Here is a 14182-nt window from a genome sequence, read left to right on the forward strand (position 1 = left end):
GCTAAAGCACGGAAGAAAGGCACAACAGAGGTCAGCGGCGCGATTCTGCCTCGGTCCCGCCGTCGCTGTGGCCACCGTCGGACGAGGTGGCGGGTTTGTCGGGATCCGGGAACTCGGCGGGGAGCCGGCGGATCCGGGCGGTCATGTTGCGGATCAACAACACCGTCGCGATGGCGAGCAGCACGATGATGAGCAGCCCCATAGGGCCGGCCAGACCGCCCGAGCGGGTGTCACCGAAGTTGTTCTCGGCGAGGAACTGCCACGCTTGCATACCCCTACCTTACGCCCGCGAAAAGATCGTCCTCCGGCGTGCGCGTGTCGACGTGCGACTTCACCAGCTCATAGTCCTCGGTGGGCCAGATCTTCTGCTGGATGTTGAGCGGGACGGCGAACCAGAAGCCGTCCGGGTCGACCTGGGTGGCGTGCGCGCGCAGGGCGTCGTCGCGGGCCTCGAAGAACTCGCCGCAGGGGACGCGGGTGGTGACGCGGTCGCCCTTGTCGTCGCGGTCCTCCCAGCGCTGCATCCACTCCGTGTACGGCGACTCGCCGGTGGCCTCGATCATCGCCTCGTGCAGGGCGAGCATGCGGACCTTGGACCAGCCCATGTTGTAGTACAGCTTCAGCGGCTGCCACGGCTCGCCCTTGTCCGGATAGCGGGCCGCGTCGCCGGCCGCCTCGAACGCCACCATGCTGACCTTGTGCGTCATGACGTGGTCGGGGTGCGGATAGCCGCCCTCCTCGTCATAGGTGGTGATCACGTGCGGGCGGAACCTGCGGATCAGCTCGACCAGCGGCGCCGCCGCCTCCTCGGGGTCCATCAGGCCGAAGCAGCCCTCGGGCAGCGGCGGCAGCGGATCGCCCTCGGGGAAGCCCGAGTCGACGAAGCCCAGCCACGCCTGGTCGACGCCGAGGATCTCCCGCGCCCGGTCCATCTCGGCGCGGCGGATGGTCGCGATGTTCTCCCAGACGTCGGGCCGGTCCAGCTTCGGATTGAGCACGCTGCCCCGCTCGCCACCGGTGCACGTGACGACCAGCACCTCGACGCCCTCGGCGGCATAGCGGGCCATCGCGGCCGCGCCCTTGCTCGACTCGTCGTCCGGATGCGCGTGCACCGCCATCAATCGCAGTTGCTCGCTCACGAGCTCTCCTCAAGGTGTCCGTCAACCCCACCGCGGGGGCGCCCCGGGTTACGACCCTATTGTGGTCGGTACCTCCGACGAAACGACGAGGACCTCCTTCCCGTGACCGAGACGCACGCCACAGCCAAATACCCGCCGGGCCGCTACGGCCGCCGCCGGGAGCCCCGGCCACGCCGCACCTGGCTGGTCGTGCTCGTCGCCGCCGTCGCGGCGGTCGCCGGGGTGCTCATCGCCGTGAAGCTCTTCCAGCAGTACGGGCCGCAGGAGTACGAGCCGCAGGTCCAGCGTTTCTACGCGATCAGCGACGACGGCATCACGGTCGAGTTCGTGGTCCGTAAGGACGCCGCGAAGGAGGCGACCTGCCGGGTCCGGGCCCGCTCCGCCAGCGGCGAGGAGGTCGGCCTGGCGGAAGTCGACGTGCCGAAGGGCCCCGAGGCGCTGGTCACCTACCGGCTGGCCACCAGCGACCGGCCGGTCACCGTCGAGGTCCCCGCCTGCGGGCCGAAGCGCATCCGCTGAGCACCCAGCATTTTCCATGCCGGTGGTGATGCGGCTCACTGGTACGTTAGTGGTTTGACCGAGCGTGCCCGTAAGGAGATCTTCAGTGTCGACGACCGACGGCGACCAGGGGACAACCTGGCTGTCGCAGGAAGCTTTTGACCGCCTGCAGGCCGAGCTGGACGAGCACATCGCCAACCGGCCGGCGATCGCCGCGGAGATCAACGCACGCCGCGAAGAGGGTGACCTGCGCGAGAACGGCGGCTATCACGCCGCCCGCGAGGAGCAGGGCAAGGCCGAGGGCCGCATCCTGTACCTGAAGGAGTTCCTGCGCAAGGCAGTCGTCGGCGAGGCGCCGACGAGCAACGCGGTCGCGCCCGGCACCGTCGTCACGATCCAGTTCGACGACGACGAGGACGACACCGAGACGTTCCTGCTGGGCTCCCGGGAGATCGCGGCGACGACGGACCTCACCGTCTACAGCCCCGAGTCCGCGCTGGGCAAGGCGATCCTGGGCGCGGCAAAGGGTGACCAGGTGAAGTACACCGCCCCGAACGGGTCACAGATCAAGGTGAAGGTCATCTCGTTCGAGCCGTTCGGCGGCTGAGCGAAGGCCAGGGCGTCACAACGCTTCGAGGGTCCGCGCCGAGCTGGCGCTGTGTCGTGCCAGCTCGGCGTCGATCCGTTCGTCGCGCGCCGAAGCCGAAGGTCACAAGGGATCTTCTACGCGCCGAAGGTCACCGTGTACCCAGCCGAACGGAGGGCATTGACGAGCCGGTCGGAGTGCTCCGAGCCGCGGGTCTCCACGGACAGGTGGATCTCGACCTCGCCGAGCTGCAGGCGGGGGTCCTGCCGGCGGTGCGCGACGTCGACGACGTTGGCGCCGTGCGCGGCGATCTGCGCGAGGATCCTCGCCAGGTGGCCCGGCTTGTCGTCGCAGCGGACGGTGAAGGCCAGGTAGCGGCCGGCGGCGGCGAGGCCGTGCTCGATCACCCGCAGCAGGAGCATCGGGTCGATGTTGCCGCCGGACAGGACCGCGACGGCGGGCGTCTCGACCTCGACGACACCGGCGAGCAGCGCCGCGACGCCGACGCTGCCGGCCGGCTCGACGACGGTCTTGCCGCGCTCCAGCAGCATCAGCAGCGCCCGGGAGATGTCCTCGTCGGTGACCGTGACGACCTCGTCGACGAGCTTGCTGACGTGGGCGAAGGTGATTTCGCCGGGGCGGCCGACCGCGATGCCGTCGGCGATCGTGCCCAGCGCGGCGAGGCGGACCGGTTTCCCGGCGCGCAGTGACTCCGGGAACGCGGCGGCGCCGGCCGCCTGCACGCCGATGATGCGCACATCGGGGCGCAGGGACTTGACCGCGACCGCGACGCCGGAGATGAGCCCGCCGCCGCCCACGCCGGTGACGATGGTCTTCACGTCGGGGAGCTGTTCGATGAGCTCCAGGCCGAGGGTGCCCTGCCCCGCGATGATGTCGGGGTGATCGAAGGGGTGGATCAGCACCGCGCCGGTCTGCTCCGCGAACTCGGCGGCGGCGTCGAGCGCCCCGTCGACGGTGGAGCCCGCGAACTGGACCGCGGCGCCGTAGCCCTTCGTGGCGGCGATCTTGGGCAGCGGCGCGCCGACCGGCATGAAGACGGTGCTCGCGATGCCGAGCAGGCTCGCGGCGAGGGCGACGCCCTGCGCGTGGTTGCCGGCGCTGGCCGCGACCACGCCCCGGCGGCGTTCGTCGGCGCTGAGGCGGGCGATCCGCACGTACGCGCCGCGGACCTTGAACGATCCGGCGCGCTGCAGGTTCTCGCACTTGAGCCAGGCCGGGCCGCCGAGCTTCGCGGTGAGGGGCCGGCTGGGCTCGACCGGCGTCCGGCGGATCACGCCGGACAGCAGGTCACGCGCCGCTTCGATGTCAGCGAGCGTCACGAGCCCCGAGGACGGTTCAGTCATTCCCTGATGGTGCCACTCGCCGTGAGCGGCAGCACCACTGTCCATTGCTCGTTCGTGGAGCGCAGCGCCTGCAGCGCCGCGCGGGGTGCGGCGGAGCCACGGATGCGGGCGACGCGTCCGTACTGCGCGCTGGTGACGCGGGCGATGAGCAGCAGCGCGGACACGGCCGTGACGATGCCCAGCACCGCCCCGGGCAGGCGCAGCAGCAACTGCCGGCCGAACAGGTGCGACACGAGGGCGCGGTCGACGGCCCCTCCGGCGGCGACCCGGTCGCGGACGTCACCGATCTCGCGCACGTTGTCCAGGCCGGCGAGGACGCCGAGCACCGCGGCGGCCAGGGTGAGCAGCAGGCCGAGCCACCACAGCCAGGTCAGCACGGTCATCCTGCGGCGCAGCGCCGGTGCCCGGCCGACGCTGCCGACGGCGACGTCGAGCAACGGCACGGCGGATGCCGGACGGATGCCGAACGCGGCCAGGTTGGACCGGGCACGGCCGGCCCAACCGGCGAACGCGGCCCAGGCGGTCACTACCGCGACGGCCAGCACCGCCCACGCGCCGATGCGCACGGCGCTCGCGTCGCTGCCGGGCCGGTGCGCGGCCCAGATGTCGGCGAGCGGCACGAACGCCACGCACAGGTGGGCGAGCGCCGCCGCGGCGACGCTCAGCATGGCCGCGGTCGCCCAGCTGGAGATCGCCTTGATCTGGCGCACCGTCACCGCCGGGCCGCCATGCGGGGCCAGCCCGGCGCGTGCCGGCGCCAGGGCGCGGCCTGCTCGACCTGCCCGGCGAGCGCGAGCAGCAGCGGCTCAGCGCCGGGCGGACCCACGAGCTGGACCGCGGCGGGCAGCCCGTCCGCGCGGACCCCGGTGGGGATCACGACGGCGGGGAACCCGGCGAAGTTCCACGGCGCGCTGTAGGGCGCGTACCGCGCGTTGACCAGCATGTTCGCCGACCAGGAACGCTCCGACCAGCGCACGGCGCGCGGCGGGGGGCCGGCGAGGGCGGGGGTGACGAGGACGTCGAAGCCGCCGCCAAGGAACCAGTTGCGGCAGCGTTCCCGCCACTCGTCGCGGTCGGCCTCCTTGACCAGGCCACGGCGCAGCGCCCGCTCGCCGAGCCGCGCGTGCCGCCGGGTCCGCGGCTGTAACCGGGCTCGGCTGAGGTCGGAGTCGAGGTCGGCGGCGTCGACGTGGGCGCCGGCGAACCAGGTGGCGAGGACGTGCGCGGCGAGCGACGCCGGATACACGGGGTCGGCGCGCACCGCGTCGTGGCCGAGGCCGAGGAGCAGGCGGGCGGCGTCGCTGAGCCCCTTGCGGGCGCCCGCGTCCGGGAACACCCCGGTGGCGGGGCTGCGCGAGGACACCGCGATCCGCAGCTTCTCCGGTGCCCGCAGCGCTTCCGGGGTACGACCGGCGATGACCGAGAAGCCCAGCGACGCGTCGCCGACGGTGGTCGCGAGGATGCCGTTCTCGGCGAGCCCGTGCCAGTCGTTGGCACCGATCCCGGCCGGGACCACGCCGCGGCCGGGTTTGAGGCCGACGAGCCCGCAGCAGGCGGCGGGGATCCGGATCGAGCCGAGCCCGTCGTTGCCGTGCGCGATCGGCACCAGGCCGGCGGCGACCGCGGCGGCCGACCCGCCCGACGAGCCGCCGGGGGTCCGGTCGGTGCGCCACGGGTTGCGGGTGATCCCGTCGGCGTCGTCGGTGAGCGCCCAGATGCCGAGCTCCGGCATGCGGGTCACGCCGACGACGATCGCGCCGGCGCCCCGCAGCCGCCGGACCACCTCATGATCGTGCTCGGCGACGGGACCGCGGGCGGCCGCCGAGCCGTTCCACGTGGGCAGGCCGGTGACGGCGATGTTCTCCTTGACCGCGATCGGCACCCCGGCCAGGGGCAGGTTGCGCAGCTCCGGCTGCTCGTCGACGATCTCCGCCTCGGCGATCGCCTCGCCGGCCCGGACCTGCCGGAACGCGCCGACGACCCGGTCGTACGCACGGATCGAGTCGAGGTGGTCGGCGACGACCTCGGTGGCGGACGTGTCACCGCGGCGCACCGCGCGGGCGATCTCCCGCGCGGTGGTGCCGACCCAGGTGGTGGAGCGGTGCAGCATGAGGAGACACCTTCCGGCCGATGGCTGGCGCTTAGTGTCTCAACGAGCGAGGGCCTGCTCCAGGTCCGCGAGAAGATCGTCGATCGTCTCGATGCCGACGGACAGCCGGACGAGGTCGCCGGGGACCTCCAGGGGCGAGCCGGCGGCGCTGGCGTGGGTCATCCGGCCGGGGTGCTCGATCAGCGACTCGACACCGCCGAGGGACTCGCCGAGCACGAACAGCTTCGCCCGGTTGCAGATGTCCACTGCCGCCTCCTCGCCGCCCGCGGCCCGGAAGCTCACCATGCCGCCGAAGCGCCGCATCTGCTTCGCCGCGACCTCGTGACCGTGGTGTTCGGGCAGCCCCGGGTACAGCACCTGGCTGACGGCCTTGTTCCTGGTCAGGAACTCGACGACCTTCTCGGCGTTGTCGCAGTGCCGGTCCATGCGCACGCCGAGGGTCTTGATCCCGCGCATCGTCAGCCACGCGTCGAACGGGCCGCAGACCGCGCCCATCGCGTTCTGGTGGAAGGCGAGCCGGTCCAGCAGCTCGTCGTCGGTGCCGACGAGCGCGCCGCCGACGACGTCGGAGTGGCCGCCGATGTACTTGGTCGTCGAGTGCACCACGACGTCGGCGCCCAGGTGCAGCGGCTGCTGCAGGTAGGGCGAGGCGAACGTGTTGTCGACGACGAGCAGCGCGCCCCGGTCGTGCGCGACCTGGGCCAGGGCGGCGATGTCGGCGATGCCGAGCAGCGGGTTGGTCGGGGTCTCCAGCCAGACGATCTTCGTGCGGTCGGTGATCGCCGCCCGGACCGCGTCGACGCTGTGGATCGACGCCGGGGTGAAGTCCAGCCCCCAGCGCTGCGCCACCTTCGAGAACAGCCGGTAGGTGCCGCCGTACGCGTCGTCGGGGATGACCACGTGGTCGCCGGGCACGCACACGGCGCGCAGCAGCGTGTCCTCGGCGGCGAGCCCGGACGCGAACGCGAGGGCCCGGCGGCCGCCCTCGATCGCGGCGAGGCACTCCTGCAGCGCGTCCCTGGTCGGGTTCTGGGTCCTGCTGTACTCGTAGCCGCGCCGGGGGTGACCCACCGCGTCCTGCGCGTACGTGCTGGTCTGGAAGATCGGCGGGACGACCGCTCCGGTGGCGGGGTCCGGCTCCTGGCCGGCGTGGATGGCAAGGGTCTCGAAGCCGTGCGTCATGGACCGACCATAGTGCGGGACGTGGTGAGCCGGATCACGGGCCGCCGATTCCGCCCTGATGCGTCACCAGAGCCCATCCCGCCGGCCGGAACGACGGAGGTTCGGATGCTCCCCGACGGCATCGGCGCCGCCCCGGCGGACCTGAGCACTTCGATATCCTGGGTGGGTGGTCTCGACGGTCACGGCCGTAATGGCTTGATAAGGCCGGCGGGCGGTTCCCGAGGCAGACTTGAGCCCGAGCACCTCAAGTCGTATAGGAGCTGATCGTGTTCCCCTGGTCCCGCAAGCCGCTCGACCTGCCCACCGCCGAGACCGCCCTGCCCGGCCGCGACACCGAGATGCCGGTCGCCGCGACCCACACCGTGCTCGGCACCCCGCTGCGCGGTCCCTGGCCGGCCGGGCTCGAGACCGCCTTCTTCGGGATGGGCTGTTTCTGGGGTGTGGAGCGCATCTTCTGGCGCATCCCGGGCGTCCACTCCACCTCCGTCGGCTACCAGGGCGGGTTCACCGCCAACCCGACGTATGAGGAGACCTGCTCGGGCCGGACCGGGCACACCGAGGCCGTCCAGGTCGTCTACGACCCGTCGAAGGTCTCCTACGAGACGCTGCTGAAGGCGTTCTGGGAGAACCACGACCCCACCGAGGGCATGGCGCAGGGCAACGACGTCGGCACGCAGTACCGCTCGGCGATCTACACGACGACCCCGGCGCAGGCCGCCGCGGCCGCCGCGTCTCGGGAGGCCTTCGCGCCGGTGGTCCGCGCCACCGGCCGGGGCGAGATCACCACCGAGATCGCCGAGGCCGGGCCGTTCTACTACGCCGAGGACTACCACCAGCAGTACCTGTCGGACGTCAAGAACCCTAGCGGATATTGTGGTATTGGTCCCACCGGAATGACGTGCCCGGTAGGGGTTGCGCGGGTCGCCGAGTAGCCGGCGGCGGAAACGACACAGCCCCCGGACGCCAGTGGCGCCGGGGGCTGCTGTGGTGGGGACCAGCAACGGCCGTAGCGGTGGTCACGGTGCCGGTCGAGATCTTCGAACGCATGGGCGGCATCAGCGTGCCAGCCGAAGCGGTGTAGTCAGGCGGACGCCCGTGAAATTCCTTCACGACGGTACGGCGGAGGAACCAGAAGCGACACCGCCGAAGTCCACGCCCCGCAGTTCGAGCGTTGCGCGGCGGGCTCGCTCCTCTCCCGGGTACTGCTCGCCGAACAGCCGTGGAATGACGGCCAGCCCGAAGCCGACCGCCAGCGGCAGGAGCACTACGAGCACCGGCCCGAAGGCGACGAGCCCGCGCCCGGCGTCGCGCTCGTGGGTGGGCGCGTGGCGCAGCCAGTGCCGCCCCCAGAACACGCCGGGGACGACGAGCGCCGCGTACACGTAGCCGACCACGTCCTCGCCGCGCGATGAGCTGTGCGCGGCCGCGCCGCTGAGCACCCACACCACGGCCGCCGCGCCGCCGAGGGTGCCCAGCACCGCCGCGGACGCGGTCAGGGCCCGGCGGCGGCGGTACTGCGGGCCGCGCTCCAGCCAGGTGGTACCGATCCACCGCAGCGTCACCGCCGGCCCGTCCGGCGAGTCCCGGACGTGAAAGACCCGCTCGACCGCCATTCGCTGGCCTCCGTTCCCCGCCACGACCGCCACGCCGCCTCGACCAGGCAGCGACGCGCACTGTACCGGCCGGCGCTCGGATCGGTGCGCGGATATTCATGGCGGTCCGGGGCGTCCGTGGGCGTGTAAACGTGCGGGCGGTCAGGCGGTCGCCAGTCGACGCCGTGTCGGCACCCTGTCGGCACCCAGGTAGCGACGCACGGTCCGCTCACTCAAGCCCAGGCGGGCCGCGATCTGCGCTGGCGTCGCGGACGGCGCCTCGGCCAGCACGGCGGCGACCCGATCGGCCGTCTTCGGCGGTGCCGCCACACTGACCGCCTCGATCGGCACGGCGCGGACGATCGGCAGCACGCGGACGCCGGGCGGGACGGCATCGGGCACCGGGCGCGGCCGGGCGGACACCACGGCGGCCACGGTCGGCGCCGGATGAGGCTCGGCCACGGCGGGCAGAACGGGCGTCGTGGCGGCGGCCGGTACCGCCGTCCGGCCCGACCGGGCCAGCACCTCGACGGTCAGCAGCAGCGCGACGGCGGGCCAGGCGGACACGACGCGCGCCACGATGCCGGGCGGTGCAACGATGACGTTCGCGGCGAGGCTCGCGGCCACGCCGACGAGGAAAGCGAGCCACGCCGACCACTTCGAGCGGCGGCCGTCGCCCAGGGCCAGCGTCGCGACCAACACCATGCCGTCGACCGACAGCGGCAAGAGTGCGGCGAGGATCGGGGCCTGTCCGGCGCGCTCGGCAAGCTCGCGCATGTGGTCGTACGACGCGATAGCGGCGATCGTCGTCACGGCGATCGTTCCGGCGATCGAGGCGAAGCGGCGGGCGTTCACGCGGCACCTCCAAGGGCCTCGGCGCGGCACGGGCCGCAGTTGCTTGCAGGGCTCCCGGGGTGCCGCTGGCACGCTTCGGCGCGGGGCGTCGGCAGCGCAGCGCCACGGGGCGCCGTAGGCGCGCCATTGCTGTTGCTTCCGGGGATCTCCCGCGCGCTTGCGCGCTTGGACGTTCTAGGGACGTTAAAGGACGTTCGGGGGGCGTAACTGTGTCCGGGGGGAGGGGGCGCAGGTGCCCGGGGGGTCGGCGCGTTTGCCCGGGGGGCATCCTGTCCGGGGGGCAAATTGCCCCCACCCATCACGACCGTGTAGCGGTTCGTGCCGCCGGGGCCGGCGGCGACCGCGACGACCAGGTGGCCGCCCTCCTCCAGCCGGCGGATGATGCGACGCACCGTCCGCTCGTCGAGGCGTGCCTTGCGCGCCAGGGTCCCCAGCGAGGGCCAGGCGTTGGTGCCGTCGTCGGCCGCGCAGTCAGCGATGGCGAGCAGCACGAGGCGCTCGGTGCCGCCGACAGGCGAGTTGTCCCAAACCCAGGTCATGACGCGGATGCTCACCGGGTCACCCCCGCCAGCACGGCGGCGAGGTCAGCGGCGGTGAGGGTGCGGCGGCCGGTCCACATCGAGAGCAGCGCGCGAGCCTGCCTCCTATCGACGGGGCCGAACGCGGAAAGGGCGGTCAGCGCGGTCTCTACGCGGACAGCGTCAGCCTGCCGGCGCGAGTGAGCGAGAATGGTCAAGGGTCCGGGGCCTTCCGGATCAAGGTCCCGGGACGAGGTTGCAGCCTCCCCCGGGACCGCCTAACGGGGTGAGTCCGACAGTAGCTAAGCGTGCTTAGCTGTGCAAGCGCGCTTAGCCGGGTAGCATCGCCCGCATGGTGAGTGACGGGTCGCCAGCAGGGCGCGGGAAGCTTGGCGGGCGGGCGCGGGCGGCGGCGCTGGCACCCGGGGAGCGGGCGGCTATCGCGGCGGCCGGCGCGCGGGCGGCGAACGCTCCGGCGGCGCTCGCACGGCGCATCGTCAAGGCGTGGCCGGTGCTGGCTGCCGACGAGCGCGACGAGGTGCGGGCAATCCTGCGGGGCGCGGGCATCATCGACTAGCCGGGGTCGCCGAATCCCACGCGGCCCGGCGCTCAAGCGAGCCAGCAAATCAAGTCGTGTGACTCGACGTCCACGTGCTTAAGTGATGGGCGTGACATCGATTCCGCCACTGTCGCCCCCGATCGCAATTCAGCCGGTCTATCCCCTCAATCAGCCTGGCGAGACCATTTGCGTCTACGCCGGCAAGGTCGGGTTTCAGGGCCAGCAGGTACCAGGCGTGATCGAGTTGCGTTGCTCGCCCGAGCTTGACCTTGTCTGGCAGGTAGAGCCACCCGTGGCCATGCACACGGGGACAGTTGAGCTTCAGGTGCCGTTGCCCTACGGCGACCGGACAGTCGCCGGGGCGCAGCGATCGGTCGATCACGGCTTTCTGCACGGAGCGGAGCTGAGTGCGTCGGAAGATTCCAACCTTTCGCGCGTGGTGGCGCATTGGATGAATCTGCCAAGACTGGGGGGCAACCTGCCGGTTCGGGAGTCTGGAGACGGGGACGACCGGGCCCAATGGCGTCGTTGGGTTCATACCACCGGAGGCTGGCAGCTCACGATCGACGCACGACGCGACTTGTCCGAGGTCCACGAGGTGATTGGGCAGAATCGAGCCATCGCAATCACTCACGTGATGGAGATTCGGCGGGCGGACGGCCAGGACTTCGGTATCGAGCAGGCGCGGGAGATACTTACAGCGCTCCAGTTTGCGCTCTCGTTCGGCTCGGGCCGCTGGGTGGCGCCTGCGCTACCCGTGGGCTTCGACTCGGCCGGCAACCGTGTGTGGGATCAGTGGGAGTCGCACTTCTGCGACCCCGGCGCAAACATCTGGGGTTCCTGGCTCGACTTCCACCGGGGTGCAGATGTACGTGACCTAATTGACAAGGTAGTTGCGGCATTCGCCGACGAATGGGCTAAAACCCACGAATGGTTGCCATTGCTGGCGATGGCGGTACAGGGCAATCTGAGCGGCAGGATCGAACAGCGAATCATGACGCTGCACTCGGGCTTGGAAATGCTCATATGGACCACGCTGCTTAATGATCAGGGGTGGAGCGAGAACAAGTACAAAAGGATCAAGTACAACGACAGCAGACTGCGACTATTGCTCAGCAACGCTGGCATCTCGACCCAAGTCGACGCGAGCCACCTGCCCGAGTTGCACAGCTTTACGCAGGACGCGAAAGCGAGAAGAGACGCGCAAGCGAGGAAAAACGCGCAAGCGACGGGCGCTGCCGCGCCAGGCCCGCAGCCGACGGTCGCAAACAGGCCGACCGACGGACCATACGTGGTCTGCGACCTGCGCAATCGCGTCATTCACCCTGAGCCGCAGCGGCCCTCGTCAGCAGCGGAGGAGACGACGGAACGACTGCGGCGGGCCGCGCTATTCGACTCTCTTCTTCTGTCGCAGGAGTACTACATCTTGCTCCTGCTGCACCGGCTGAACTACGGGGGCAGGTACCGGTCGAACATCCGAACAAAGCCGGTCGAGACGGTTCCCTGGGCTGTCTGACGGTCGAGGTGTTCCGTGCCAGGTCGCAACTGGATGCCGCACGGTCGACGGATTCCGTGACCGTGCCCCTAGCTCGGCCGAGGTCCGCCCCGACCGGAACGGCCCGACAGCGCGGCGCGGGTCGCACGCCGGCGGCAAGCACGGCACAAGCGGTGCCAGCCGTCCGCCGTGCGCTTGTCGCGGCCGAATGCGGCCGGCGGGAGCGACCGGGCGCAGCCGGGGCACTCTCGGGCGGCTGGGCCGTTCATCGGTCGCCACCTGGGCCAAGCGGCCGGGCCAGCCTGGCGGCTTCGCGGGCAGCGTCGGCGCCACGGTCGCACCATGCGCACACCGGGCGGCGGCCGGTCGTCTCGCTCTGCCGATAGTCGGTCCACACGCGGACCGTGTGGCACCGGGAACAGATGATCGCGGGCAGGCCACCCGCGTACGGGCCAGGGTCGGTCGCTCCGGGCGGAATGATGCGGCGGCGGCGCATGTCGCTCTCCTTCAGAGATGATCTTCAAACTCCAGTCCCGTACGCGGTGGCTGTTGCTATACCTACCGGGGCAGCGGCTGGTGTCGAGGGGGTCTCCCCCCAGGTCGGCGCGGCGACCGTCGCGCGGTTTGTCGCGTCGTCGTCGCGTTGCTGTCGCGTCGCTGTCGTCGTTCGTAACGACGAACGTTCGCGTTGCTGCAACTCGTGATCGTGCTTGCTGTGCGCTGTGCGTGCGCGTCGCTGTGCTTGCTGAGCCGCGAAGTCACGCGCGTTCACCGACGTGCATCGCCGCGTGCGCTGCGTGCGAGCGGCAACGCTGCGCTGACGCTGCTCAGCAGCACCAGCAGCATCACGAGCGGGGGCCGGGGGGTTTCAACGGGCCGGGCGAGATAGCCACCCACAGCACAAGCGGGCTGACGTTCGATCGTGTCAACGCGTGCGCCATGGGTGGTGCAGGCGAGCGGCGAGGCAGGCGACGGGCGGCAGTCGGCCGGGCGTGGTCGACGCAGCGGGGTCGCCTCGATACGCCCGGGGCGGGCGGCGTTGTCGACCGGGTCGCCACCGACCGGGCGGGCGGGTCATCCGTGGGGGATGCCCGCCTGACCGGCCCATTAGCGCAGCGAGCACAGGAAGTACATTGTGGCTCACGCTGCGACGTTTTCGCAGGTCATCTCATAGGTAGCGCGCCTACACAGGCGCTTACCTGGTCGCGCGAGGCTTGCGGGGCGATCTCGGCCGGGCAGTGCTCACTCGGCGGCGTCACCCGCGATACCGGCCAGCGCGTTGGCGTCGGCGAGCGTGTAGCCCAGCGAGTACAACCGGCGCGCGTGCGCATCGGGCGTTTCGTAGGGCTCGCGGCCCGGAACGTGCTGCGGCACCGGGCGCCCGTCGCGGCCGATGTACTTCTCAGTCACCAGCCGGGCGAACGCCGGATCGTAGAACTCGGCCATCGTCAGCGGCCGATCGCGATGCGCTCACGGTCGAAACGCACGTCCCGGGTGCCGCTCGCCAGGTAGGACAGCAGGTTGGGCAGAGCGGCCAGGATGCCTACGCCGTTTTCCCCCGACCCGAACACGAGGGCCTCAAGCGAGACATCCCGCCGGGCGGTCTGCTGGAGGGCCGCAAGGTGCCGCAGCGCGTCCACAGCGGCCGTGACAGCAGCCGTGGCGGTCTCGATAGCGTCGGGCACTTCGTAGACCGCAGCGGCGGCGCGGGCGGCGGTAACGACGTTGTCGGCCCGGCGGCGGAGAACCTCCGCCCGGCGCAGCGTCTTGCGCGCTTCGTCCAGGCGGACTTCATGCGCGAGGGTGTCGAACGGGGCCGGGGCGTCGGTACCGTCGCGCAGCGCCTTGCGAACGGCTGCCTTGTACTCGGCCGGGGCGGCTTCGAGATCGGTCAGCGCGTCTTCGGCGTCGCCGTAAGCGTCGTCGGCGTCGCGGTACGCCGTCTCGGCGGCGTCCAACTCGGCCTTCGCGGCGGCGCGAGGGTCGGGGGTGTTGTTCGTGTTGCGTGCCATGGTGGCATTCCTTCGGTAGCGCGTAGGGCTCAGCCGTGCGCGCGGTGGCAGGCCGGGCGGTCGCCCGGTCGGAGGTTGGTGCGTGGCCTGCTCGCGAGACAGGCCAGTACCCGCGCGGCGTCGCGAGGGCGGCGCGGGAGTCTGTGCGTTGGGGTGCCGCCCCGGCGGTGGCTGGCGAAGGAGCGAAACTCCAGCCGGGCCGCCGAGGCAGCGTGGCGCGGTATCCGAGACGCCTCACGGATCGCGCGGTACCGATGCGCCCGCCGCATTCG

16 protein-coding genes are annotated in these 14182 nt (G+C 71.4%); 5 read left to right on the forward strand and 11 right to left on the reverse strand.

The window, feature by feature from the left end:
- Window positions 1-31: 31 nt before the first annotated feature.
- Window positions 32-271, reverse strand: coding sequence for a hypothetical protein (locus tag ABZS58_RS01385; RefSeq protein ID WP_354776364.1), 240 nt, complete (start codon window positions 269-271; stop codon window positions 32-34).
- 4 nt (window positions 272-275) lie between these two features.
- Complete coding sequence (gene mca / locus ABZS58_RS01390; RefSeq protein WP_354776366.1) at window positions 276-1139, reverse strand: mycothiol conjugate amidase Mca; 864 nt, start codon at window positions 1137-1139, stop codon at window positions 276-278.
- 102 nt (window positions 1140-1241) lie between these two features.
- On the opposite strand from mca, the gene ABZS58_RS01395 reads away from it, so the two are divergent.
- Together ABZS58_RS01395 and greA are read left to right on the forward strand one after the other, a co-directional pair.
- Complete coding sequence (locus ABZS58_RS01395; RefSeq protein ID WP_354776367.1) at window positions 1242-1658, forward strand: DUF4307 domain-containing protein; 417 nt, start codon at window positions 1242-1244, stop codon at window positions 1656-1658.
- Window positions 1659-1743: 85 nt separating this feature from the next.
- On the forward strand, window positions 1744-2244 hold the full coding sequence (gene greA / locus ABZS58_RS01400; RefSeq protein ID WP_354776369.1) for a transcription elongation factor GreA: 501 nt from the start codon (window positions 1744-1746) through the stop codon (window positions 2242-2244).
- 116 nt (window positions 2245-2360) lie between these two features.
- Here the strand turns inward: greA and ilvA are convergent, their stop codons facing one another.
- From ilvA to ABZS58_RS01420, 4 genes are read right to left on the reverse strand one after another with little or no spacing between them, the layout of a single operon-like run.
- Window positions 2361-3587, reverse strand: a complete 1227-nt coding sequence (gene ilvA / locus ABZS58_RS01405; RefSeq protein WP_354776371.1) for a threonine ammonia-lyase — start codon at window positions 3585-3587, stop codon at window positions 2361-2363.
- Window positions 3584-4303 (reverse strand): hypothetical protein, encoded by a 720-nt coding sequence (locus ABZS58_RS01410; RefSeq protein ID WP_354776373.1) that lies wholly within the window; start codon window positions 4301-4303, stop codon window positions 3584-3586. The genes ilvA and ABZS58_RS01410 overlap by 4 nt, the downstream gene beginning before the upstream one ends.
- Complete coding sequence (locus tag ABZS58_RS01415) at window positions 4300-5697, reverse strand: amidase family protein (protein WP_354776375.1); 1398 nt, start codon at window positions 5695-5697, stop codon at window positions 4300-4302. The genes ABZS58_RS01410 and ABZS58_RS01415 overlap by 4 nt, the downstream gene beginning before the upstream one ends.
- 39 nt (window positions 5698-5736) lie before the next feature.
- Entirely contained in the window at window positions 5737-6879 is a 1143-nt protein-coding gene (locus tag ABZS58_RS01420) for a cystathionine gamma-synthase (protein WP_354776376.1), read from the reverse strand.
- 338 nt (window positions 6880-7217) lie between these two features.
- Here ABZS58_RS01420 and msrA point away from each other — a divergent pair, with 338 nt between their 5' ends.
- The gene (msrA, locus tag ABZS58_RS01425; RefSeq protein WP_354776795.1) at window positions 7218-7811 is read left to right on the forward strand and encodes a peptide-methionine (S)-S-oxide reductase MsrA; all 594 of its coding nucleotides are present in this window, start codon (window positions 7218-7220) and stop codon (window positions 7809-7811) included.
- A gap of 174 nt (window positions 7812-7985) precedes the next feature.
- On the opposite strand, the gene ABZS58_RS01430 is transcribed toward msrA, so the two are convergent.
- The 3 genes from ABZS58_RS01430 to ABZS58_RS01440 all read right to left on the reverse strand — a co-directional run bounded on the left by ABZS58_RS01430 (window position 7986) and on the right by ABZS58_RS01440 (window position 9865).
- Window positions 7986-8492, reverse strand: coding sequence for a hypothetical protein (locus ABZS58_RS01430; protein WP_354776378.1), 507 nt, complete (start codon window positions 8490-8492; stop codon window positions 7986-7988).
- A gap of 141 nt (window positions 8493-8633) precedes the next feature.
- Entirely contained in the window at window positions 8634-9326 is a 693-nt protein-coding gene (locus tag ABZS58_RS01435) for a DUF2637 domain-containing protein (protein ID WP_354776380.1), read from the reverse strand.
- Window positions 9323-9865, reverse strand: coding sequence for a helix-turn-helix domain-containing protein (locus tag ABZS58_RS01440; protein WP_354776797.1), 543 nt, complete (start codon window positions 9863-9865; stop codon window positions 9323-9325). The genes ABZS58_RS01435 and ABZS58_RS01440 overlap by 4 nt, the downstream gene beginning before the upstream one ends.
- A gap of 331 nt (window positions 9866-10196) precedes the next feature.
- Between ABZS58_RS01440 and ABZS58_RS01445 the strand changes: the two genes are divergently transcribed.
- Both ABZS58_RS01445 and ABZS58_RS01450 read left to right on the forward strand, forming a co-directional pair.
- A complete protein-coding gene (locus tag ABZS58_RS01445; RefSeq protein WP_354776382.1) occupies window positions 10197-10421 on the forward strand; it encodes a hypothetical protein in 225 nt (74 codons plus the stop codon).
- A gap of 91 nt (window positions 10422-10512) precedes the next feature.
- Window positions 10513-11919 carry a hypothetical protein gene (locus ABZS58_RS01450; protein ID WP_354776384.1) on the forward strand — a complete coding sequence of 469 codons (1407 nt, stop codon included), beginning with the start codon at window positions 10513-10515 and terminating at the stop codon, window positions 11917-11919.
- A 1221-nt stretch (window positions 11920-13140) separates the two neighbouring features.
- Here ABZS58_RS01450 and ABZS58_RS01455 read toward each other — a convergent pair.
- Both ABZS58_RS01455 and ABZS58_RS01460 read right to left on the reverse strand, forming a co-directional pair.
- Entirely contained in the window at window positions 13141-13344 is a 204-nt protein-coding gene (locus ABZS58_RS01455; protein WP_354776386.1) for a hypothetical protein, read from the reverse strand.
- Window positions 13345-13346: 2 nt separating this feature from the next.
- Window positions 13347-13910 (reverse strand): hypothetical protein, encoded by a 564-nt coding sequence (locus ABZS58_RS01460; protein ID WP_354776388.1) that lies wholly within the window; start codon window positions 13908-13910, stop codon window positions 13347-13349.
- Window positions 13911-14182 lie beyond the last annotated feature (272 nt).

This window comes from Dactylosporangium sp. NPDC005555 (assembly GCF_040605635.1).
In the GTDB taxonomy this organism is placed as follows: domain Bacteria; phylum Actinomycetota; class Actinomycetes; order Mycobacteriales; family Micromonosporaceae; genus Dactylosporangium.

Coding starts and splice junctions, on each gene's coding strand:
- msrA (WP_354776795.1), top strand. CDS start 7,218: ATGCCGGTCGCCGCGACCCACACCGTGCTCGGCACCCCGCTGCGCGGT.
- ABZS58_RS01440 (WP_354776797.1), bottom strand. CDS start 9,865: ATGACCTGGGTTTGGGACAACTCGCCTGTCGGCGGCACCGAGCGCCTC.
- ABZS58_RS01455 (WP_354776386.1), bottom strand. CDS start 13,344: ATGGCCGAGTTCTACGATCCGGCGTTCGCCCGGCTGGTGACTGAGAAG.
- ABZS58_RS01445 (WP_354776382.1), top strand. CDS start 10,197: ATGGTGAGTGACGGGTCGCCAGCAGGGCGCGGGAAGCTTGGCGGGCGG.
- ABZS58_RS01430 (WP_354776378.1), bottom strand. CDS start 8,492: ATGGCGGTCGAGCGGGTCTTTCACGTCCGGGACTCGCCGGACGGGCCG.
- ilvA (WP_354776371.1), bottom strand. CDS start 3,587: ATGACTGAACCGTCCTCGGGGCTCGTGACGCTCGCTGACATCGAAGCG.
- ABZS58_RS01385 (WP_354776364.1), bottom strand. CDS start 271: ATGCAAGCGTGGCAGTTCCTCGCCGAGAACAACTTCGGTGACACCCGC.
- ABZS58_RS01420 (WP_354776376.1), bottom strand. CDS start 6,879: ATGACGCACGGCTTCGAGACCCTTGCCATCCACGCCGGCCAGGAGCCG.
- ABZS58_RS01460 (WP_354776388.1), bottom strand. CDS start 13,910: ATGGCACGCAACACGAACAACACCCCCGACCCTCGCGCCGCCGCGAAG.
- ABZS58_RS01415 (WP_354776375.1), bottom strand. CDS start 5,697: ATGCTGCACCGCTCCACCACCTGGGTCGGCACCACCGCGCGGGAGATC.